17 protein-coding genes are annotated in these 22,442 nt (G+C 60.5%); 2 read left to right on the forward strand and 15 right to left on the reverse strand.

Going from position 1 to position 22,442, the window contains the following annotated elements; genetic code table 11:
- Nucleotides 1-42: 42 nt before the first annotated feature.
- Nucleotides 43-2,541 carry a 2-oxoacid:acceptor oxidoreductase family protein gene (locus tag DBAC_RS15425; RefSeq protein WP_015775245.1) on the reverse strand — a complete coding sequence of 833 codons (2,499 nt, stop codon included), beginning with the start codon at nt 2,539-2,541 and terminating at the stop codon, nt 43-45.
- Between the two features lie 305 nt (nt 2,542-2,846).
- Here DBAC_RS15425 and DBAC_RS15430 point away from each other — a divergent pair, with 305 nt between their 5' ends.
- Nucleotides 2,847-3,428, forward strand: coding sequence for a hypothetical protein (locus DBAC_RS15430; protein WP_015775246.1), 582 nt, complete (start codon nt 2,847-2,849; stop codon nt 3,426-3,428).
- Nucleotides 3,429-3,520: 92 nt separating this feature from the next.
- Here DBAC_RS15430 and DBAC_RS15435 read toward each other — a convergent pair whose 3' ends face one another.
- On the reverse strand, nt 3,521-4,597 hold the full coding sequence (locus DBAC_RS15435) for a 5-(carboxyamino)imidazole ribonucleotide synthase (RefSeq protein WP_015775247.1): 1,077 nt from the start codon (nt 4,595-4,597) through the stop codon (nt 3,521-3,523).
- Entirely contained in the window at nt 4,594-5,088 is a 495-nt protein-coding gene (gene purE, locus DBAC_RS15440) for a 5-(carboxyamino)imidazole ribonucleotide mutase (protein ID WP_015775248.1), read from the reverse strand. The genes DBAC_RS15435 and purE overlap by 4 nt, the downstream gene beginning before the upstream one ends.
- A gap of 209 nt (nt 5,089-5,297) precedes the next feature.
- Between purE and DBAC_RS15445 the strand changes: the two genes are divergently transcribed.
- Nucleotides 5,298-6,188 (forward strand): LysR family transcriptional regulator, encoded by an 891-nt coding sequence (locus tag DBAC_RS15445; protein WP_015775249.1) that lies wholly within the window; start codon nt 5,298-5,300, stop codon nt 6,186-6,188.
- Between the two features lie 92 nt (nt 6,189-6,280).
- On the opposite strand, the gene DBAC_RS18110 is transcribed toward DBAC_RS15445, so the two are convergent.
- The 12 genes from DBAC_RS18110 to DBAC_RS15505 form a co-directional block, all read right to left on the reverse strand.
- Nucleotides 6,281-7,045 carry a tetratricopeptide repeat protein gene (locus DBAC_RS18110; protein ID WP_015775250.1) on the reverse strand — a complete coding sequence of 255 codons (765 nt, stop codon included), beginning with the start codon at nt 7,043-7,045 and terminating at the stop codon, nt 6,281-6,283.
- Nucleotides 7,046-7,086: 41 nt separating this feature from the next.
- Nucleotides 7,087-7,968 carry an ATP phosphoribosyltransferase gene (gene hisG, locus DBAC_RS15455; RefSeq protein WP_015775251.1) on the reverse strand — a complete coding sequence of 294 codons (882 nt, stop codon included), beginning with the start codon at nt 7,966-7,968 and terminating at the stop codon, nt 7,087-7,089.
- Nucleotides 7,968-8,345: a phosphoribosyl-AMP cyclohydrolase gene (gene hisI / locus DBAC_RS15460; RefSeq protein WP_015775252.1), complete on the reverse strand. Its 378-nt coding sequence runs from the start codon at nt 8,343-8,345 to the stop codon at nt 7,968-7,970. The genes hisG and hisI overlap by 1 nt, the downstream gene beginning before the upstream one ends.
- Nucleotides 8,332-9,414 (reverse strand): dual-specificity RNA methyltransferase RlmN, encoded by a 1,083-nt coding sequence (gene rlmN, locus DBAC_RS15465; RefSeq protein WP_015775253.1) that lies wholly within the window; start codon nt 9,412-9,414, stop codon nt 8,332-8,334. Before rlmN ends, hisI begins: the two co-directional genes overlap by 14 nt.
- A 95-nt stretch (nt 9,415-9,509) precedes the next feature.
- Nucleotides 9,510-10,832: a tRNA nucleotidyltransferase/poly(A) polymerase family protein gene (locus DBAC_RS15470; RefSeq protein WP_015775254.1), complete on the reverse strand. Its 1,323-nt coding sequence runs from the start codon at nt 10,830-10,832 to the stop codon at nt 9,510-9,512.
- A gap of 60 nt (nt 10,833-10,892) precedes the next feature.
- On the reverse strand, nt 10,893-12,266 hold the full coding sequence (locus DBAC_RS15475) for a sigma-54-dependent transcriptional regulator (RefSeq protein WP_015775255.1): 1,374 nt from the start codon (nt 12,264-12,266) through the stop codon (nt 10,893-10,895).
- A gap of 50 nt (nt 12,267-12,316) precedes the next feature.
- The gene (locus DBAC_RS15480) at nt 12,317-13,630 is read right to left on the reverse strand and encodes a dihydroorotase (protein ID WP_015775256.1); all 1,314 of its coding nucleotides are present in this window, start codon (nt 13,628-13,630) and stop codon (nt 12,317-12,319) included.
- Between the two features lie 22 nt (nt 13,631-13,652).
- The gene (locus DBAC_RS15485) at nt 13,653-14,585 is read right to left on the reverse strand and encodes an aspartate carbamoyltransferase catalytic subunit (RefSeq protein WP_015775257.1); all 933 of its coding nucleotides are present in this window, start codon (nt 14,583-14,585) and stop codon (nt 13,653-13,655) included.
- A 243-nt stretch (nt 14,586-14,828) separates the two neighbouring features.
- On the reverse strand, nt 14,829-17,375 hold the full coding sequence (gene gyrA, locus DBAC_RS15490) for a DNA gyrase subunit A (protein ID WP_015775258.1): 2,547 nt from the start codon (nt 17,373-17,375) through the stop codon (nt 14,829-14,831).
- 38 nt (nt 17,376-17,413) lie between these two features.
- Nucleotides 17,414-19,825: a DNA topoisomerase (ATP-hydrolyzing) subunit B gene (gyrB, locus tag DBAC_RS15495; protein ID WP_015775259.1), complete on the reverse strand. Its 2,412-nt coding sequence runs from the start codon at nt 19,823-19,825 to the stop codon at nt 17,414-17,416.
- A gap of 87 nt (nt 19,826-19,912) precedes the next feature.
- Nucleotides 19,913-21,067: a DNA polymerase III subunit beta gene (gene dnaN / locus DBAC_RS15500; RefSeq protein WP_015775260.1), complete on the reverse strand. Its 1,155-nt coding sequence runs from the start codon at nt 21,065-21,067 to the stop codon at nt 19,913-19,915.
- Between the two features lie 19 nt (nt 21,068-21,086).
- Nucleotides 21,087-22,367 carry a DnaA/Hda family protein gene (locus tag DBAC_RS15505; RefSeq protein WP_015775261.1) on the reverse strand — a complete coding sequence of 427 codons (1,281 nt, stop codon included), beginning with the start codon at nt 22,365-22,367 and terminating at the stop codon, nt 21,087-21,089.
- Nucleotides 22,368-22,442: the final 75 nt, after the last annotated feature.

Raw genomic sequence — 22,442 nt, forward strand, 5'->3', positions numbered from 1 at the left:
AAATGGCGAAGCAGAGGGCAGCCCCTGCCCGCCGAAAGGCCGCTATTTCCCGCCCAGCTTACGCCCGGCCAGGAAGGCCGCATAGTTGGCCTGCCAGATGGCCGGCTTGGGGCTGACGTTCTTGAGGGCCCTTAGCCAGTACTCGTTGGGGAAGGAATCGAAGGGAGCCAAGGTGCTTAAGACGCCGATCATGACCACGTTGGCGCTGCGGCCCGTGGGGTCACCAAGGCCCAGGGCCGTGCCGAGCACGTCGACGTCGATGACCTTGTACCCGCTCAAGGCCTCGCGCACGGCCTCCACCGTCGGATAGTTCTCGGCCTTGAAGAGCGGAGGCATGATGGCCGTGTTGGCCAGGATGACCGTACCGCCGGGCCTCAGCATGTCCAGGAAGCCGGGACGGAACACTTCGCTGCGTTCCATGCAGACCAGGCACTGGGTGGTGCCGGGCATGAGCACGGGGGAATGGACCGCGCCGCAGGCAAAGGTGCTGATGACCGGACCGCCCATCTGGGCCATGCCGTGGGTCTCGCCCTTGACGATGTTCTGTTTGTCGTAGCCCAGGAGGTAAGCCAGCTGGGTCAGGACGCGGCCGAAGAAGAGGTTGCCCTGACCGCCCACGCCACGGATGGCCACGGACAAAAAGGGCGGCAGGCCGCCTGTATCCGGCAGGTCGATACTTTCGGGCGGCACGGGCAGATCCGGACAGGTGGTCAGGCCGCAGGCGCTCTGGTCTTTGGCCGGGGCGATGGCGCCCTTGGGGCACATCTGGGCGCAGGCCGGGTTCTGGCTCACGCAGCCGGTGCAGATATTGTTGAAGAAAGGCAACCCTTCGGCGTCGGCCTCGATGCCGGAACAGATCTGGCACATGCCGCAGCGGATGCACAGCTCCGGATCCACGGCCATTTTCACGCCGTAGGATTCCTTGGGCATCTTGCGGATGCACACGCCCGTGACCACCAGCGTCGTGAAGGTGCCGGTCTCGGCGGCGGTCAGGGCTTCTTTCAGGGCCTTTTCCAATGCTTTCTTGTCGTAGCCGCTGACCTCGACCACATTCGCCCCATGGGCCTTCAGGCTCGCGTTCAGGTCGAAGACGTTGGGGTCCCCGGCCAGGTTGGCGGGCGAGGTGGGCGAGGGCTGGCCACCGGTCATGGCGGTCCAGTTGTTGTTCAGGACGACCTTGACGCCGGGGATGTTCCTGAAAATCGTATTGCGGGTCGCATCCATGCCGCTGTGACACTCGGTGCCGTCACCAAGCACGGCCAGGCATTTGCTTGCGGCCTCGGGCCGGGACAGGACATAGCCCAGCCGCTTGGCTTCACTCGCGCCCATGGCCAGAGCGGTGTCCATGGCATTCAGGAAATGCAGCAACGTATTGCAGCCGATGTCGCCGAATACGGCTTCAAGTTTGCCCTTCTTGCGCATCTTGCCGACGATCTGACCGAAAAGGCGATACGGACATCCCGCACAGATCATGGGCGGCCGCGGCAGACTGGCCACCGCCGACTTCCCGGCCGCCTCGGCCAGGCCCAGGCGGGTGGAAATAAGCGCCGGAGTCCATTCCGTAACGGTCTCGTCCGCCCCTTTGCCCTGGACGGCGATTCCTTCGGCCTGGATAGCCTCCTGAATGAAACGATAGCCGTCTTCGATGACGTAGACGGGACCGTCGATGCTCTCGCAAAAGCGGCGGATGAGATCCATGGGCAGCGGGTAGGTGAAGCCCAGGGACAGGACATCGATATTCTTGCCCGTGGCGGCCCGGACTTCCTCCACAAAGAGGTCGTTCACGCCATGGGTGATGATGCCGATCTTGCCGTCACCCCTGGTCAGGACATTGAGCGGGCTCTCCTCGGCCATTTTGCGCAGGGCCGGGATACGGGTCGTGCGGACCTGGTCGTGGAACATCCGCGCCCGCACGGGCAGGGTAATGAAATCACTCATCTTCTCCGGCAGCGGGGCCTTTTCGCGCGTGGCCGTTTCCATCAGGCGCACCAGCCCTTCGCTGTGACAGAGCACCCCGCTGGCGATGACGGCCACGGGAGTGTTGAACTGCCGCCCAAGGTCGGCGGCGATACGGGCCGCCTCGTGCATTTCCTGGTGATTGCGCGGCTCGAAGACCGGAATGCAGCAGCTTTTCAGCATGTAGCGCGGATCGACCAGATGCTGGGTGGAGCTTGGCGTATAATCACTGGCGATATAGTAGACGAGACTGCCGCGCTCGCCGGTGTAGAAAGCGGCGGAAGTGATCACGTCGGCGGCCTGGAACAGGCCCGGAATCTTCATGGTCACGACGCAGTCGCTGCCGGCCAGGGTGTGGCCAAAACCAACGCCCGCTGCCACGGCCTCGTTCACGGACCAGCCCACGGTAATCATGTCCTGGACCTGGGACAGGCCCTTGTCGATGACCTCGGTGCTGGGCGTACCGGGATAGCCGTCCGCGGCATGGATCCCGGCCCGTACGCACCCCACCGCAAAGGCCATATTACCCTGGATGACCACACCCTTGCCCGCGTCGCCGACGCACATCGCCTTCACTGCACTCATGAATCCTCCCGAAAAAATATGTCTTAAAGAAGCACCCGCTAAAGGGCGTAACGGCAAACATCTCGGCGCGCGGTCTGGCCATGAAGACCTTAAGCGTGTTCGCGCCTTGTCGTCTGGCGGTACGCGAAGCCCCGCCCTTTCTCAAGTCCCAAGCCAAACAAAGCCCGCACGCCCGGCACTGGCAAAGGCCATATTCAGGCCAGATATTGATGCAAGTCTTGGAAAAAAAAGCCTCTCGACATTTTCGACGACTGTCCGATCATAAGCTTGCATCTTGAACCATAATCTGTTTGAAGAAACTCCATATGGGAACCACGTACGCCAACATCACGCTTAAAGGTCCAAAGGCGCAGGATATCCTGCAGGAGCTCGGCAATCAGGGACGCTCCGCCTTTGTTTCTCCAACCGAGGACGATCTGACCACTGTCTATGAAATGGACAGCGACGAGGGGGACTCCACAGTCCTCACCGATCTGGCCGAGGACCTCTCCGGCTACTTTGGATGTCCGGCTCTGGCCGTCCAGACCCTGGACGAGGAACTCCTCAGCTACTGGCTCTACCTGGACGGGGAGCTGCTCGACACATACAAATCGCCGTCGCAGTCCCTGGACCCCGAAGGCAAGGGCAACTCCAAAAGCCAGGGCGGCAAGCCCGAACTGCTGGCCCAGCTCTTTAACACCGACGCCACCCGCGAAGAAATCGTCGACATCCTGCACTGTCCGGATCAGGATTGCAGTTTTTCCCTGGCTGTGGATCGCCACCTGAGCCTGGTGGAACTTCTGGGCCTGCCCATGTGTTCCGTCGGCTTCGGATTCTGCGATCTGGACTCCGGCGAATATCCCGAAGATCTGGACGAAGAAGACCTGCTGCGGGTCGACGAGGAATAGCCCGCCTGCGACGGGCGGCCTGCAAGCATTCCCGCGTCAGCCTGTCCAGCCAGGATAATCGCCTTTTCAGCCCGAAATTCCCGCGACAACCTTTACAACAATGACAGCAGGGTTCTGCACCCCTCCTTGAAGGAAGCCCCGCTTCTGCTCCACAGCGTGGCGTGCCCGACTTTACGGCCGGGCCGCTCCGCCTTGCCGTAAAGATGGACATGCAGGCCGCGCAGGCCCAAGAGCGCGACCAGATCAGGCTGTCTCCCTATGAAATTGACCACGGCCGAATGCCCGGTAACGGAGGTCTTGCCCAGGGGCAGCCCCGTGATGGCCCGCAGATGGTTCTCGAACTGGCTCGTCATGGCTCCCTCGATGGTCCAGTGACCGGAGTTGTGCACCCGCGGAGCAATCTCGTTTGCCAGCAGCGTGGAACCGACCTGAAACAACTCCAGGGCCAATACTCCCACATAATCCAGATGCCGGAGCAGTTTTCCGGCCAGCTCCTCCGCCGCCTTCTGCTCCGGATCCTGCGGGCTGCTCTTGGAAAACCGCAACACCCCTTCATGGTGGACGTTTTCGCTCAGCGGATAATAAAGGATCTCCCCGGCCTGGCTTCGAACCCCGAGAACAGAAATTTCGCGGTCGAACGCGACCAAACTCTCCAGTACCAGGGAAAAACCGCCGAGCATCACCCACGCCCTGCCGACATCGTCGCGGCTGCGCAATATGAACTGCCCCTTTCCATCATAGCCGAGAGTGCGGGTCTTCAACACGGCGGGCAGGCCGATTTCCCCGATCGCCGCGTTCAGTTCCGGCAATGAGTCCACCGCCCTGAAGGCAGGGGCGGGAATGCCCAGTTCCTGGAAAACGCTCTTCTCGCGCAGCCTGTCGCCAGCGCAGGCCAACGCCTGCGCACCGGGGTGAACGGGCGTGATCTGCGAGAGAAATTCGATACATTCAGCAGGGACGTTTTCGAACTCGTAGGTAACGAGGTCCACCCGCTGTGCGAAACGGGAGAGCATGATGCGGTCGGAGTATTCCCCCCGCATGTGTTTTCCCAGAGGGGCGGCGCAGGGGTCGGGCGCGGGGTCGTAAAAAACGAAATCAAAACCCAGGGGCAACCCCGCCATGGCGAGCATGCGCGCAAGCTGACCACCTCCGAGCACGCCGATGATCATTGCGGCTCTCCCGGCAGGGGATTGTCCAGCACGTTCTGCGTCTGCTTGCGCCGGTACTCCGCCAGCGCCTCCCGGATTTCGGGATGCTGTGCGCTGAGGATGGCTGCTGACAGCAGCGCGGCATTGACGGCTCCGGCTCTTCCGATGGCCATGGTTCCCACCGGCACCCCTGCCGGCATCTGGGCGATGGAAAGCAGGGAGTCCATGCCGCTTAAGGCCTTGGACCGGACAGGCACCCCAATGACCGGGAGCAATGTCATCGCCGCAGCCATGCCCGGCAGGTGGGCCGCTCCTCCGGCTCCGGCAACGATGACCCGCAGGCCGCGGGCCTCGGCTCCGGCAGCGTATTCAAAAAGCAGGTCCGGAGTCCTGTGCGCCGAAACCACCCGCGTCTCATGAGGGACCATCAGGATTTCCAGCGCCCGGGAACAGTGCTGCATCGTCTCCCAGTCCGAGGAAGACCCCATGATAACTCCGACTAAAGGCACCATATTGTTCTCCATCATATTTGCGAAGGCCGTACCGAACAAAGCCGAAGCCACGGAGCATGGCTTTGCCGAAATGCATCGGGAACACTGCAAATCCGTGCTCTCCCGGCCATCGGATCATTTGCCCCCACCTACTTGTCTATTTTCAACAGCAAGTATATTCGTATTTAATGGATTAATTGTTCGTGAAAAACTGACGAAAGGCGAGAGGCATGCTCAACTACAGGCAACTCTACTATTTCTGGAACGTGGCCACGGCAGGCGGCATCAGGCGCGCGGCCGAGCGCATGCACCTGACGCCGCAGACGCTCAGCGGGCAGATCGGGGAGCTGGAGAGGGATCTTGGCGTCAAGCTCTTCGTGCGGACGGGACGGCGGCTCGAAATCACCGAGGCGGGCAAGCTCGCCCTGGCCCGCGCCGACGAAATCTTCCAGATCGGCAGCGAACTGACCGAAACACTCAAGGCCTCCCCGCCTGAAGAGGCCCTGCCCTTCCGTGTCGGTCTGGCGGACTCGGTGCCCAAATCCATCGCCTTCCGCCTCCTGGCTCCGGCCTTCAAGCTCGCCCCCCCCGTCCGGCTGTTCTGTCATCGGGACAGGCTGGAAAACCTGTTTGCCGAATTGGCCATTCACAAGCTCGAACTTGTCATTGCCGACAGGCAACTGCCTGCCGGACTCGGGGTAAAAGCCTTCAACCACCCCCTGGGTAACTGTTCAATCACATTTTTCGGTGTGCAGGAACTTGTCCGGCGCTACCGGCCGGATTTTCCGCATTCCCTGACCGGGGCACCCCTGCTCATGCCTACGGGAAGCGTACGCGGCGAGCTCGACAGATGGTTTGCCGAACACGGGATCCATCCGCATGTGGTGGGAGAGTTTGACGATACGGCGTTGCTGAAAACCTTCGGCCAGGCAGGCCTGGGACTTTTTCCGGCGCCAAGCGTAATGAGAGAGGAGGTCCGACGTCTGTACGACGTGGACACCGTGGGAGAAGCGCAAGACATTGATGTGCGCTATTTCGCCATTTCTGCGGAAAGACGCCTCAAGCATCCTGCCGTCATGGCCGTGAGCGAGCATGCGCGGCAGAATCTCTTCGTCAGCTGAGCCTGGACCCTGTGTTTTTTGGGAGCGATGCGGACCGCCAGGTTACGGACCCAGGGGGTGGTGCCGGGGATGCGGGGGCATCCCCGGAGACCTCACTGCAAAAAATCCAGGTAATCCCGGGCCAATTTGGCTTCATTGGACTTGGGATATTGTTTGACGATGCGCGTGAAAAGCTCCCTGGCTTCCGCCGTCTTGCCCATGCGCACCTGATGTTCCGCCAAAGCCAGAATGGTGGAGGTGCTGTCCATGTCCGCCTCCAGGCCGCTCTTGAGTACCGACTCTGCATCGTCCAGACGATTCTGGGCCACAAAAGCATCCGACAAAAGTTTATATGCCGGAATATAGCGCCAATTGCGAGCCAGCGCCTTGCGCCCGAGCTCCTCGGCCTCACTGGCCCGACCCTGACGCAGCAGGAGCACGCCAAGATTGTAGGCCGGGAACTCGGGAGTGACGTAGGTCAGGATGCCAATCGCCTTGCGATATGCGGCCTCCGCTTCACTGTCCCGTCCCAGGGCTTCCTCAACCTTGCCCAGGTTGTTCCATGCTTCCCCGAAATCTTCGTCGATTTCAACGGCCTTGGCAAACCCGTCCCGAGCCTGTTCGAGTTCCTGCAGCCCTATATAGATCATGCCCGAATCAAAATGAAAACGGGACATATGCTTGGCCGCCGGCTCCACCTTGAACAGCTCCTGCAAAGCCAGCTGCGGCTGATCGTTGTTGATGTGCGATTCAATCAGGTTGAGGCGCAGCTCCACTTCCTTGGAGCCCATATTCGAGGATGCGCCCCTGGAAGTCCCGCGGGCTCCGCACCCCGCCAGGACAAAGCATAAAACGAGAACCATCGCGCATGTCTTCATGGCCGTGTTCCTTGACAGCCCCCTTTTGGGGGCTCTCGAATTTAGATGACCTTGTTCAGGGAATACTCGATGATGGCCTGAGCACCCACGGCCTGCAGCTTCGGAACCAGATCCCGGACCTGACAGGTCTCGACCACGGTCTCGATGGACAGCCAGTCGGAGTTGTGCAGATGGGCTATGGTCGGAGAGTTCATGCTCGGCAGAAGCGCCATGACCTTGTCCACGACGTCGGCCGGGGCGTTCATCTTGAGCGCGACCAGCTTGTCGGCCCGCAGCGCGCCCTGCAGAAGGGTGTTCATGTTCTCGATCTTGGCCCGCTTCCAGGGATCCTTCCAGGATTCCTTGTTGGCGATGAGCTGGGTGTTGGTCTGCAAGAGCTCGGCGATGATGCGCAGGCCGTGGGCCTTGATGGTCGTGCCCGTCTCGGTGATCTCGACGATGGCGTCCACCAGCCCTTCCACAACCTTGGCCTCGGTGGCGCCCCAGGAATATTCCACCTCGACGGGGATTCCCGCTTCTTCGAAATAGCGCTTGGTGAAGCTCAAAAATTCCGTGGCAATTTTCTTGCCCGCCAGATCTTCCGGCCGCTTGTACGGAGAGTCGCCGGCCACGGCCAGGACCCACTTGGCCGGACGATTGCTGGCCTTGGAATAAATCAGGTCGTCCACGATGACGACGTCCGACTGGTTCTCAAGGATCCAGTCCTTGCCCGTCAGGCCGGCGTCGAGCAGACCGTTTTCCACATAGCGGGCCATTTCCTGGGCCCGGCACAGTGAACAGGTCAATTCGGGGTCGTTTATTTCCGGGAAGTAGTTCCGGTGGTGCGAGGTCACCTTCCAGCCGGCCTTGGCGAAAAGTTTGACTGTGGCCTCTTCCAGGGAACCCTTCGGTATTCCGATGCGCATCTGTTTTCCATCAACCATTATTTATAAACCTCCTTGGGATCGAACACCATGGGGGAGCAGTCCGTCCACCGCCCCTGTGCGTCTCGTTCACGATAAAAACAACTCCTGCGCCCCGTATGGCAGGCCGCCCCGCCAATCTGCTCGACCTGAACCAGCACAGTGTCCCGGTCGCAGTCCAGGCGTATGGAGCGAACCTTCTGCACATGCCCTGACGTGCCGCCCTTGTGCCACAGGGATTTGCGACTGCGGCTGTAGTAATGGACCTCGCCGGTGCGCAGGGTCTCGTTCCAGGCTTCTTCGTTCATATAGGCGAGCATGAGCACTTCGCCACTCGCCGCCTCCTGGGCGATGACCGGGATAAGGCCACCGCATTTATCAAAATCAGGCTGTTCCATCGTTTGGTCCTTCTTTGCTCGTCGTCGAATTCATGCGGCCCTGAGCCTCGGTCTTGAGCTGACCGCAGGCTGCCGCGATATCCTGCCCCTTGCTCTTGCGCAAGGTCACGGTGAAGCCCTTCTTGCGCAGAAGCTCCTCAAAGGCCAGCACATCCCCGGGCGCGGGAGCGGCATATTCGATGCCCGGGCCGGGATTGTAGGCGATGAGGTTGATCTTGCATTTGAGGTGCGACAAGAGCCGCACCAGCTGCCGGGCATGCTGGAGGCTGTCGTTCACACCCTTGATCAAAATGTATTCGATGGTCACCCGTTCCCGGGCTTTGAGTTCCATGCCCTGAAGGGCCGCAATCAACTCCTCGATGGGCCAACGCGCGGCTCCCGGCATGAGGCTTTCCCGGATTTCCTGGGTCGGAGCGTGCAGGGAAATGGCCGGCAGGGCCAGACCTTCAATCCCGAAAACGTCCATCTTGCCCTTGATGGCGCAGGTCGAAAGCGTGATGCGGCGGCGTGAAAATTCAAGGCCCTCGGCATTGGAGAGGATCTGCAGGCTGCGCCGCACCTCGTCCCAGTTGGTGAGGGGCTCGCCCATGCCCATGTACACGAGATTCTTCACTTCATCGCCCAAACCGTGCGCGCGCAGATAGTCCCTGGCCACAAGCACCTGAGCCGCGATCTCCCCGCCGGTCATGTTGCGGGAGAAGCCCATCAGTCCCGTGCTGCAGAACGTACACCCCATGGGACAGCCGATCTGGCACGACAGGCACTGGGTGTAGCGTTCCTTGTCCGGGATGAGCACGGTCTCGACCAGCGCACCGTCAGCCAGACGCAAGAGCAGCTTGACCGTCCCGTCGCTGCTGGTCTGCACCTCATGCACTTCCGGCCAATCGAGCGCCCACTCGCGCATGAGCTGCTCCCTGAAATCCCGGGCCAGGTTGGTCATGGCCGAAAATTCGCGCACTCCCTTGCGCCACAGCCATTGCCACAGCTGCCGAGCCCGAAAGCTCTGGTGGCCCATGGCCTGCACGGCCTCTTCAAGTTCGGGGCAGGTCAATTCAAGAATATTGCGCATGATGCTCCGCTGTCTGGAATCGCAAAGGCACAAAGGGCGTTACAAAGCCACCCCTCGTGCCTTTGGCGGGAAACAAGCTCCGCGAACCGGGCCGCCTAGAGCTGCTCCTTGGCTTTGTATGCGGCCACAAAACGCTCGGCCTCTTCGACCGTGTTCACGTCGCCGGCGATCTGGGCCTGGAGCAGGTTGTCGCGAATCAGCCCCACGGCCGGGCCGGGCTTGATGCGCGCGATATCCATGATCTGCTTGCCGTTCAGCAAGGGTTCGAGCAGCTCCTCACGGATGTCCGCCCGCTCCAGCATTTTCATATTGTGATTGAATTCTGTGTAGTTGGCGTTTCTGGCCTTGATGTCGGCCCGAGCCATCTCGATAAGGCGCGGATAGTCGTCCACGGCCTTGAAACGGCGGATGCCCTTGTCGGTCAGCATGAAGTGGAAACGCATGTGGTTGCGGACCAGATTCACGATCATGTCCACTTCCTCGGTATTGAGGCGCAGACGCTTTAGGATCTTGCGCGCGACCTTGGCGCCGATGCGATGGTGCTGGTAGAAGGTGGTGCGATCCTCGTAGACCTCTCCGGCGTAGAGCTTGCCGCAATTGAGGAAGAGGCAGCCGAGAGTTCCGTACCAGTCGTAGGGCAGCTCTTCCGGGTAGCGCTGCATGACCTTCAGGGTGTGTTCCCAGATGGACCTGGACCCGGTCTCCTCGTCGAAAACCTGAAAGATGCGACTCAGGGCGGCCAGTTCCGGCACCAGTCCGTGCAGGATCATGGAATCGAACAGGAGCTCGGCGAAACGCCACATGTTCTCGGCCTCGACCTTGCGCCATTCATCCATGATGTCCGTGACCGAAACATAATCAAGCACCCGGCGCGAAGCGCGGATGATGGACATCCAGGAATTTTCCTCGATGGGCAGATGATAGTTGGCCGAAAAACGCAAGGCCCGGATGGCCCGCAGATAATCGTGTTTGAGGGTTTCGTCGGGAATACCCTGAAACTTGATCTGCCCGCCGGAGATGTTCTCGAAGCCGTCGTAAACGTCACGGGAACGGGGGATGAACGGACAGGCCAGGCTGACGGGAAAACCGTCGTCCTTGTCGAGCTTCTTCAGCATGTTGGACGTAATCTGGGCCACGCAGGCCTCGGGATGGGAGGCGTCGGCCATGTCGGCGGGATGAAAGAGAAAGGTTGCGCTGCCCTGGTCCATCCTGGCCACGATATCCCCGCTGCCGGCGGTAATTTTGGGAAAAAGATTTTTGAGGCCGGCAAGATCGATATCCGTGCAGATCTCCACCTCGGCATCCTTGGAAGTTCCAAGAATCTTGCGCTGCAGCGCAGCGTTGATGACGTAGGCGTCATAGCCGTTGCGCATGATGGTTTTACAGATGGAGGCGGCTTCTTTTATCGGCTGAGGCATCAAGATCTCCTTGAATGGTCGTGTTCATAAAAAAGTCTGCACCCTATAATCGGATGCAATCTAAATATCTTCATCTTTTTCCCCTGACTTGGTCAAGCGGTAGCGGAACTGCCTGAAGTTGAGTCCGACCATCTCCGCGGCCCGCCCCTTGTGCCCGCCGCAGCGCCGCAGCGCCTCGGAAATGACCTTGTGCTCATGCACGGCAAGGTATTCGTCGAGGGTCATCTGTCCGGACAGGACTTTCTGGATTCCACCATCCTGATCCGTGGAGGTGATTTTTTCATAGATGACCAGGGAATCCGCCGTGACGGTGTCACCGGGTTCGAGGGCCACGGCCCGCTCCACGATGTTTTCGAGTTCGCGCACGTTGCCGGGATACCCGTAGGCCAGCAGCTTCTTGCGCGCATCGGCGGTGAATCCCCGCAGCTGACGCTTCTGGGCGCGGCACGCCTTTTCCAGAAAATGGTCGGCCAGGGTCAGCGCGTCGTCCCCGCGTTCGCGCAGAGGCGGAAGATGCACCTTGACCCCGCTCAGACGATAATAGAGATCCTCGCGAAAATCGCCGTCGGCCACGCTCTGCTCGACGTTGCGATTGGTCGCCGCGATGATGCGCACGTCCGAGCGCAGCTCCTCCGTCCCGCCAAGGGGAATGAAGCAGCGCTCCTGCACGTAGCGCAAAAGCTTGACCTGCGTGGAATGAGCAAGCTCGCCCACTTCGTCCAGAAAAAGGGTCCCGCCCTCGGCCATTTCGAGCAGGCCCTTCTTGGCGCGGTCAGCGCTGGTGAAGGCACCCTTGCGAAAGCCGAACAGCTCGCTTTCCACCAGATTCTCCGGCAAGCCGCCGCAGTTGATGGCCAGGAAAGGATGCTTTGCGCGCTGGCTCTGGCTGTGGATGCAGCGGGCGAAGAGCTCCTTGCCCGTCCCGGACTCGCCGGTCACGAGCACGCTGATGTTTGTCGGGGCGATGCGCCGGACCAGGTCGAAGACGGCCTGCATCTGCCGGCTTCCACCGATGATCTCGCCGTACTGCTTGCTGATCTGCCCCTTGAGCCAGTCATTTTCCTCTTTGAGACGGGCCGTTTCCAGGGTGCGCTCCACCGTGTAGAGCAGGTCGTCGAGCTCGAAGGGCTTGGAGATATAGTCCTTGGCGCCATGCTTCATGGCCGTGATGGCGCTCTTGGCGTCGGCGTAGGCCGTGACCATGAGCACAGGCACCTCGGCCCAGGTCTCGCGGATGCGCACCAGGAGATCGATCCCGCTTTCGCGGCCCAGGCGCAGGTCCAGCAGGATAAGGGCGATGGATTGCTGCTGCAGCACGGCCAGGGCCGTGGCGGAATCGGGCGCGGTCCAGACCGCATGCCCTTTCTTGATCAGGGCGATCTCCAGGACTTCACGCAGGCTCAGGTCATCGTCGACGATAAGTATGTTGGCCATATTCTTTCCGTGCTTCCCTGCTTGCAAAAATCAATTCGGCCCCGCCCGCATCAAGGGCGCGTCAGCGTGATTGCCTCCAGCCTGGAAAAGACAGCCCGGCCGCCCAGAAAATGCGCCATGACCCGGCCCGGCACCTCCTTGTCCAGGCAGGGCGTGTTCTTGCCCTTGGACAAGAGGGCCCCGGCCGTGGCCACCCATGCCAGATCAGGATCAAAAAGCACAAAGTCCGCCGGGTCTCCTGGCCGCAAGCGGTTGGCGGGCAGATCGAAGATGGCGGCCGTGTTCCAGCACCACAAACGGCTTATGTCCGCAAATTCAAGCTCCCCGCTGCGCACCAGTTCATAGGTCAGGGACAGTGCCGTATCAAGGCCGGAAATGCCGTTTGGCGCGTCGGCGAAGGTCACTTCCTTTTCGTGGGCGGCGTGAGGCGCGTGGTCCGTGACCAGGATGTCGATGACTCCCGCGCGCACGGCCTGGCGCAGGGCCAGCACATCGTCGCGGGTGCGCAGGGGGGGATTTACCCGCACGCTGGTATCGTAGCTCTCGACCCGGGATTCATCCCAGAGCAGGTAGTGCGGGCAGGTTTCCGCCGTGACCTTGACGCCGCGCTCCTTGGCGCCGGCGATGAGCTCCACCGACTGCCGGCAGCTGATGTGGGCCAGATGGATGGGCAGGTCCAGATAGGAGGCCAAAAGGATGTCACGGGCGACCTGCATGGCCTCGGATGCGGTGGGAATGCCCTTGAGGCCCAGACGGCTCGAAACCTCGCCTTCGTTCATGACTCCGCCCTTGCCCAGCCACGGGTCCTCGCAGTGGTCGATGACCTTGAGGCCGAAATCCGCCGCATATTCCATGGCCCGCCGAAAAAGCTCCGCGTTTTCGACAGGCAAGCCGTCGTTGGACAGGGCCACGCAACCGGCTCGGGCCAGTTCCCCGGCCGCGGCCAGCTCCTTGCCCAGAAGGCCCACGGTCAGTGCCCCCACCGGCCGCACCCAGGGGCCATGCGGAAAGGCCTCCCGCGCCTTTTGCAGCATGAAGCGTGTCACCGAGGCGTTGTCGTTGACGGGGCTCGTGTTGGCCATGGCCATGACCTGGCCAAAGCCTCCCCCGGCTGCGGCGGACAGGCCGGACCTGATGTCCTCTTTGTATTCCTGGCCAGGCTCGCGCAGATGCACGTGCGCGTCGATGAGGCTCGGCAGGAGGGTTAGCCCCCCCGCATCGACAACCTGGACCCCGGACATGTCAACAGGCGCGGCAACGGTTCCGGCCTCGGCCAGTTCCAGCACTCGGCCCTCGCCAATGAAGAGGTCGCAGCTGCGATCCTCCCAGGAAACATTGCGAATCAGACAATCTACATGTGCCATGGTACCACCATCGTAAAATTTATCATGCCGAAATCCGGGTCCGGGTCAAATACAGGTGCAAAAGGGTCATGCGCACGGCCACGCCCGAGGCGACCTGATCCAAAATAAGGCTCGCCCCGCAGTCGGCCAGTTCCGAGGCGATCTCAAGGCCCCGGTTCATGGGACCGGGATGCATGATCTTCACATCCGCATTGGCCTTTTCCAGATGCCTGGGCGAGAGGCCATAGGTGCAGGCGTATTCGCGCAGATCAGGCAGGAGCCCCGCCTGCTGGCGCTCCAGCTGCAGACGCAGGCAGATGACCGCGTCCACCCCCTCGCAGGCCTTGGCCACGTCGGAGAAAACCTCCACCGGCCAGGTCCGGACCATGGCCGGCAGCAATGTGCGCGGGGCGCAGAGCCGCACCCGCACACCGAGCATGGTCAAAAGTTCCACGTTCGAACGGGCCACCCGGCTATGCGCGATGTCACCAAGGATGCACACGGTCTTGCCCGCAAAAGAGCCCCAGACCTGATGCAGGGTGAACCCGTCCAAGAGGGCCTGGGTGGGGTGGGCATGCCAGCCGTCGCCGGCGTTGATGACGGAGCAGGACAGCCGTTCGGCCAGAAACCTGGCCGCCCCGCTGTCCCAGTGCCGGATGACGATGGCGTCGGGGTTCATGGCCTGCAGGGTCAGGGCCGTGTCTTTGAGGCTCTCGCCCTTTTGCAGGGAGCTGCCCGACTTGGTCAGGCTGAATGTATCGGCGGAGAGGCGCTTGCCGGCCATGTCGAAAGAGGTCTTGGTGCGCGTGGACGCCTCGGCGAAAAACAGGACCACGCTCTTGCCCTTCAGGATGGGCACCTTCTTGATGGGCCGCTGGTTCACTTCCGCGAACCGGGCCGCCGTCTCGAAAACATGGGCGATCTCGTCCGTGTCGAGCTGGGAAATTTCCAAAAGGTCCTTATGCCGCCAATTCATAGCTCCGCCTTGCCGCCCCTGCGGGGGTTGTGATTGCATCGTGGCCAAAAAAAAGGGACCCGGCATTTCGCCCGTCCCTTGCTCCTTACGTACCCCACGGTCTTTCGCACACGTTTCATGCCATGGCCCCTTACACGACCGGGCTCTCGACGTCCAGTGCGGCGGCACGCATGGGCCGGCGCCTTAAAAAAAGGCGCGCCCCAGCGGAGCGCGCCCCCATCAGCTGTTCAAAAACCCACAGGTCTATTCCTGCGACTCATCGGTTTCATCCAGCATCTCGTCATCATCGGGCAGATCCACATCATCCGGGCCGACGGAATCTTCCGGATCCGAATCGGGCGAAGGCACCTCCGCACGCGGAACGCCGCTCACTTCCGGAGCATCGGTCGGCACATGGTCGAAGCAGACCACGGTCTGTTCGTCCTCAAGGCGAACCAGGCGCACTCCCTGGGTGGCCCGGCCGACCAGGCTGATGTCGGAGATGCCGATGCGGATGATCTTGCTACCCGAAGTCAGGAGGATGAGCTCATCCGTGGGGTAGACCATCATGGCCCCGACAACCTTGCCGGTCTTGGGAGTGATGCGCATGTTGATGATGCCCTTGCCGCCGCGCGACTGGGCCCGGAAGTGCTCCACCTGGGTGCGCTTGCCGTAGCCGTTCTCCGCGATGGTCAGAAGCTCCTGCTGAGTGTCCTTGTTGACCACCACGCCGGCCACGACCTGATCGCCCTTGCGCAGGGCCAGGCCCTTCACGCCGGTGGCGGTGCGGCCCATGGCGCGCACATCGGAGCAGGCGAAACGGATGGAATAGCCGTCCACCGTGACCAGCACCATCTCGTCGTTGGTTTCCACCTCGCGCACGCCGATAAGCTCATCGTCGTCACGCATGCCAAGGGCGATGAGACCCACGGCGCGAATGTTGCGATAGAGATGGACGGAGCTGCGTTTGACCACGCCGAGCTTGGTGTAGAAGAAGTAGAATTTCTCCTGGTCCAGATCGCGGCAGGTCATGGCCGCGGCGATGTATTCGTTGCTGTCCAGCGGCAGCAGGTTGGCCACGTGCTTGCCCCGGGCCGTGCGTCCGCCCTCGGGGATCTGGTGCACCTTGACCTGGTACATCTTGCCCTTGTTGCTGAACAGATTCATGTACTGGTGGTTGGAGGTCGTCAGGATGAAGGTGATGAAATCCTCCTCCGCGACCTGCACCCCGGTGATGCCCGTGCCGCCACGGCGCTGCTGGCGATAGTTGTCGAGACTGGTGCGCTTCAAATACCCGTTGCGGGACAGGGTGATGACCACCGGCTCGTCGGGAATGATGTCTTCGATGTCGATGGAATCGGGATCATGGGCCAGAATTTCGGATTTGCGGGGCGTTGCGAAATTGTCGCGCAGATCCTGGAGTTCCTGGCGGATGACGGATTTCAAGACTTCCGTGTTCTCGATGACGCTGGTCAGATATTCGATCTGCTTCAGGAGTTCGGCATATTCCTCCAGGAGCTTTTCGCGCTCCAGATTGGTCAGCCGCTGCAAGCGCATGTCGAGAATGGCCTGGGCCTGGATCTCGGACAGGCCGAAGCGTTCACGCAGACGCTCCTTGGCCTCCTGCGGGGTCTTGGAGGCGCGGATAAGCGCGACCACTTCATCGATGAAATCAAGGGCGATACGCAGGCCTTCAAGGATGTGCGCCCGATGCTGGGCCTTCCTGAGGTCGAAGCGGGAACGGCGGATGACCACCTCGCGGCGATAGTCCAGAAAATATTCCAGCACCTGCTTCACATTCAGCAGCTGGGGCCGGTTGTTGACGACCGCCATCATGTTGATGCCGAAGCTGGTTTCGAGCGACGTGAATTTGAAGAGCTGATTGACGATCACATCGGAGAAGACGCCCTTCTTGAGGTCCATGACGATGCGGATGCCCTTCATGTCCGATTCGTCGCGCAGGTCGGAGATGCCCTCGATCTTGCGCTCGTTGACCAGCATGGCGATCTTTTCCACCAGGGTGGACTTGTTCAGGGCGTAGGGAATCTCTTTGACGACAATGGATTCCAGGTCCCCCTTGCGCTTTTCGATCTCGATGCGCGAACGGATGCGCACCGAACCGCGACCGGTGCGGTAGGCCTCGCGGATGCCGGCCTTGCCGTAGATGAGCGCGCCGGTGGGGAAATCCGGGGCTTTTATGTACTGCATCAACTCGTCGATGGACATCTGGGGATCGTCAAGCAGCCGCAGCGTCCCGTCGACCACCTCGCCCAGGTTGTGCGGCGGAATATTGGTGGCCATGCCCACGGCGATGCCCGAGGATCCGTTGACCAGCAGGTTCGGAACCTTGGTCGGCAGCACCGAAGGCTCCTGCAGGGAGTTGTCGTAGTTGGGACGAAATTCCACCGTGTCCTTTTCGATGTCGGCCAAAAAGGAGCCGGCCAGCTTTGACATGCGCACTTCGGTGTAACGCATGGCCGCCGCGGAGTCGCCGTCGATGGAACCGAAGTTGCCCTGGCCGTCGACCAGGGGATCACGCATGTTGAATTCCTGAGCCATGCGCACCAAGGCGTCGTACACGGCCGAGTCGCCATGGGGGTGAAACTTACCGATGACGTCACCGACCACGCGGGCGGACTTCTTGTAAGCCCGGTTGTACGTGTTGCCGAGCTCGTGCATGGCGAAAAGAATACGCCGATGAACGGGCTTGAGGCCATCGCGCACGTCCGGGATGGCCCGGCCGATGATGACGCTCAGCGAATATTCCAGATAGGATTTCTGAAGTTCTTTTTCGATACTGATGTTGGACACATCCACCTCAATTTCTTGTAAAAGCTGTTGAACCCGAGCTAAATGTCAAGGTCCGAAACCAGAAGGGCATTGCGCTCGATGAATTCACGCCGGGGTTCGACCTTGTCGCCCATGAGCTTGGTGAACAGCTCGTCGGCCTCGACCGCATCGTCGATGGTCACCTGCAGGAACGTGCGGGCCTCGGGGTCCATGGTCGTGCTCCAGAGCTGCTCCGGATTCATCTCGCCCAGACCCTTGTAGCGTTGCACGTTGATCCCTTTCTGGGCCAGATCCAGAACCTGGCGCAGCAGGTCGAAGGGACCCGTCGCCTCCAGCTCCACGTCCTTGTGCCGGATGGTCCAGACCTGCCCGGAACCAAATTCCCTGATCTTGCCCAAAAGCTCCACGGCCCGCCGATAGCGCTTGGAATAAAAGAATTCCACGCCAAGACGGATGACATGATTGTTGGCATCGATGAAACGCAGATAATGACGCGCCTCGGTGTCCAGCGCCTCGCCGTTCTGGGGCTCGTCCTGCTCGCTGATCAGCTCCAGGGAAAAGCCTCCCGCGGCCATGTGCGCCGTCAACGCTTCGTCCGGACCGTTTGCGCGCAGCTCATCGGGCTCGATGGCACCGGGCGCGTTGACAACCCGCATGAACAATCCGTCGGGGATGCCCATGTTGGCGACATCCTGGGCCAGTTCGCGCAGGGCCAGGATGGTGTTCAGGAGCTCTCTCAGATCCTCGCCCGTCAGGGGCTCCCGATCGGGAAGAATCAGGGCCACCTCTTCGGTTACGCGCTGAATCAGGAACTGGCTCATCTCGTCTTCATCCTTGATGTAGCGCTCGAAAGAGCCCTTGTGCACGCGGTAGAGCGGGGGCTGGGCGATATAGAGGTAGCCCTGCTTGATGAGCTCCTCGTAGTGACGGAAGAAGAAGGTCAGGATCAGGGTGCGGATATGCGCCCCGTCCACGTCGGCGTCGGTCATGATGACGATCTTGTGGTAGCGAAGCCGCGCAAGATCCACGTCGTCCTGGCCGATCCCCGCGCCCATGGCGGTGATGAGGGCCTTTATTTCCTTGTTCTGGAGCATCTTGTCGAAGCGGGTCTTCTCCACGTTCAGAATCTTGCCGCGCAGGGGCAGGATGGCCTGGAACTTCGGATTGCGCCCCTGCTTGGCAGAGCCGCCGGCCGAATCACCCTCGACAATGAACACTTCGCACTCGGCCGGGTCCTTGCTCTGACAGTCGGCCAGCTTGCCGGGCAGGGCGTTGTCGGACAAGGCGCCCTTGCGTCGCACCAGATCCTTGGCCCGCCTGGCCGCGTCGCGGGCCCGGGCGGCGTCGATGACTTTTTCAATGATGAGACGCACGTCCTTGGGATTTTCACCAAAGAACTGGTTCAAGGCCTCGTAGACCATGGTCGCCACATATCCGGCCACCTCGGAGTTGCCGAGCTTGGTCTTGGTCTGGCCTTCGAACTGCGGATTGGGGATCTTGACGCTGATGATGGCGGTCAGGCCCTCGCGCACGTCGTCGCCGGACACCTTCTGCTTGAGCTTCTTGGGCACATCGCTGTTCTGGATGTAGGTGTTGATGGCACGGGTCAGGGCCGTCTTGAAGCCCTGCAGGTGAGTGCCGCCTTCCTTGGTGCGGATGTTGTTGGCGAAGGTAAAGACGTTTTCCTTGTAGCCGGCGGTATACTGCAGGGCGAAATCGATACTCACCCCTTCCATCTCGCCGGTCCCGCCGACGACCTTGTGAATCCCGTTGTCCTGGTTCTTGTTCTTGACGAAGGAGATGATTCCGCCTTCATACTTGAACACGTCCCGGTTCTGGCTCTTCTCGTCGAAAAATTCGATCTTGATGCCGGGGTTCAGGTAGGCCAGCTCCTCGAAGCGCTTGGCCAGCACGTCGTACTGGAAATCGAGCTCCTCGAAGATATCCTCGTCGGGCCGGAAGCGGACCAGGGTGCCGGTCTTGTCGGTCTCGCCGATCACCGCCAAGGGGGCCTGCGGCACGCCGCGGCAGTAGCGCTGATAGTGACGATGGCCGCCACGGCTGACCGTGACTTCCAGGTATTCGGACAGGGCGTTGACCACGGACACGCCCACGCCGTGCAAGCCGCCCGAAACCTTGTAACTGTCGTTGTCGAACTTGCCCCCGGCATGCAGGACGGTCATGACCACTTCAAGGGCGGGCTTTTTTTCCTTGGGATGCATGTCCACGGGAATGCCACGGCCGTTGTCCACGATGCTGACCGAGTTGTCCATGTGCACCACGACCTTGATATGGTCGCAATAGCCGGCCATGGCTTCGTCGATGGAGTTGTCGATGACTTCATAGACGAGGTGATGCAGGCCGTTGGTGTTGGTCGAGCCGATATACATGGCCGGACGCATGCGCACAGCGGACAACCCTTCAAGGACGGTGATGTTGTCTGCGGTATACGTTGATGTTTTTTGTGTCATATATCAAATATCTCTATGTAATTTTTCAGCATCACGCTGATCGGAAGAAGATTCTTCAATATTATTTAACCCTTACAATTAGAGCTCTTACAGCTCTTCCTCGCTGTAATAGGTGTCTTCAGTGATCTCCACAGGCATGGTGATGATCATGTAGTTGGGGTCGTCCTTGCCGGTGATGCGGCAGGGTTCGGACGGTCCCACGAAAGAAAAGGTCAGGGAGTCGGACACGAAGTGCCCCAGGATCTCAAGGATGACCTTGGTCGGCAGGGCGATCTTGGACAGTTCGCCCTGATACTGGCAGCTGATCAGCTCCGTGCCTTCGCCGATGTCCTGGCCCTGGCAGTAAAGGGACAGTTCCTCGGGGCCGAAGTCGAAGAACGTGGCCTTGTTGGCTTCGGTGTTGAAAACGAAGATGCGGTCCAGGGCGTCGGTCAGCTCGTGCCGGTCCACCACTAGGTTGGAAGCGAAGCGGTCCTTGTACTGGTTGATGAAGTTGCGGTAATCGGCAAAAACATAGGCTTTAAGCGGCAGGCTGAACGATTCCTTGCGGTTCTCGGTGCGCAGGAAGAGCCGCTTGTCCGAAAGGCTGATCTCGATCTCGTCGTTGGTCAGCCATTTGCGGATTTCGAGCAGGTACTTCTTGGAGACAAGAAACCCGTCCTGGCCAAGGACCGCGCGGATATCGGGGTTGGAGAAGCGCAGCAGGCCGAACTGATGGCCGTTCAAACCGCAGATCTCCACGTCGTCGTTCTCGACGGGCGCGAACTTGATGCAGTTCATGCTGGTCAGGTCCTCGTCGTCGGCGATGCAAAAAGCGATGCGGTCGATGATCTCCTTGAAGAGATCACCGGACCAGAGCACGGCGTTCTGAGCCGGAAACGGGTTGAAATCCTGGAACCAGGAGGACTCGTTGGCCGGGAGCTTGTACTTGCGGCGACCCTGTTCGATGTGCAGATGCTTGGCGGAAGGATCGAGCTTCAAGGTGATTTCGCCGGGGGGGAGACGGCGCATCAGTTCGCAGAACTTCTTGCCCTGCACGCCGACCAGACCGCCATCGCTGATCACGGCCGGATAGACACCCACGAACTCGATGCTCGAATCCGTGGCCAGAATGGAAATGGTGTCTCCTTCGGCCTTGAGCCAGACCGTGCGCAGATAGGCCGCGCCGGTTTTTGACGGAATGATGTTCGAGGCCTTGAGCAGCCCGTCAATGACCTCTTCCTTACGCACTTTCAAAAACATCGCCGACTCCTTCTCCTGACTAGGCAAGGGTTGTTTCGTTCATGGCCAGGCATTTATCGCTCAGCTCATGTAACATGTTTTTTATGCTTTTATCATCTCTTTGTAATTGTTCGACTTTTCGACAGCTATACAGGACCGTCGAGTGGTCTCTACCGCCAAAAGCCCGACCAAGCTCCGGAAAGGACAGGCCGAGGTGTTTGCGGCACAGGTACATGGCCACCTGCCGGGCAAAAACAAGGTCGTGCCTGCGGCCGGAGGACAGGATATCTTCCGGCTTCAGGTTGAATTTGGAGCACACCGCATCCAGAATCTGTTCGACGCTCAGGCTCGTTACGGCCCGATCGTCCAGATAATTGAGAATATTGTCAAACTCTTCATCGGAAATATGGTCATGGACCAGCTCCCGGTAGGCCCACAGCTTCAAAAGACACCCTTCCAGATTGCGCAGATCGGCAAACCGCTGGGCCAGGAGCAGGATTCTGTCCTTGGAGAGATCCAGGCGGCGCTCCCGGCAACGGGACTGGGCGTACTGGGTGCGGATATCCAGATCCGGGGCCTTGAGCATGACGCTGAGGCCCCACTCCAGACGCGACTTGAGCTTGGGCGCCAGAAACGTATACCCTCCGACCTTGCCCGTGCAGGCAAAAACCATCTGCTTGCGTTGCAGATGGAAGTGATCGAAGAGCGCCAAAAGCTCGCCCTGCAGGTAGCGATAGCGGGCAATCTCCTGCAGGTCGTCCACCGCCAGAAGCTGCATCGAGGTCAAAAATTTTCGCGCATCGGACCGGGACGAGTACAGCTCGTGCAGATCCTCGATGCCGCCCACGTAAGACCCGTCCGCGCCATGTTCGCTCCTGGCGTTGGCAATGGCCCGCAGCAAAAAGGACTTGCCCGACCCGCTTTCCCCGCAGAGCACAAACGGGTTGTACGGAGCTTCCCGGCTCTGGGCCACTTCCTGGGCCGAAGCCAGCGGGAAGTAGTTCTTGTTGTTGACCAGGAAGTTGTCGAAAATGAACTCGGAGCCAAAGGGCAGGGCCTGACCCGCCGGCCGGGACTCGCGCACGATGCGGGAGCGACTTCTGTCCCGGCATTCGTAGGCGATGCTCAGCCCCGAACCGGCCAGGGCCTGCTCGAAACGGACCCGCGCGTGCGTTTCAAACCAATCGGAAAAATATCTGTGCGGGAAACGCACCGTGAGCACGGAGCCCTCCACGCTCAAACCCAGGGATGCGCGCCATTTGTCCAGCTCCTCGGCGGAAAATGCCTGCGTGAGCGCCACTTCGACCTGCGCGCCGTTCACTCGCTCCCCTCATGGGCCGCAGCCCCCGGCTGGTTTACTCCGGCGTACAAATCAGACATAGTCATCCCTTGCGGA

Origin of the sequence: Desulfomicrobium baculatum DSM 4028 (assembly GCF_000023225.1) — a bacterium.
GTDB classification, from domain to species: Bacteria; Desulfobacterota; Desulfovibrionia; order Desulfovibrionales; family Desulfomicrobiaceae; genus Desulfomicrobium; species Desulfomicrobium baculatum.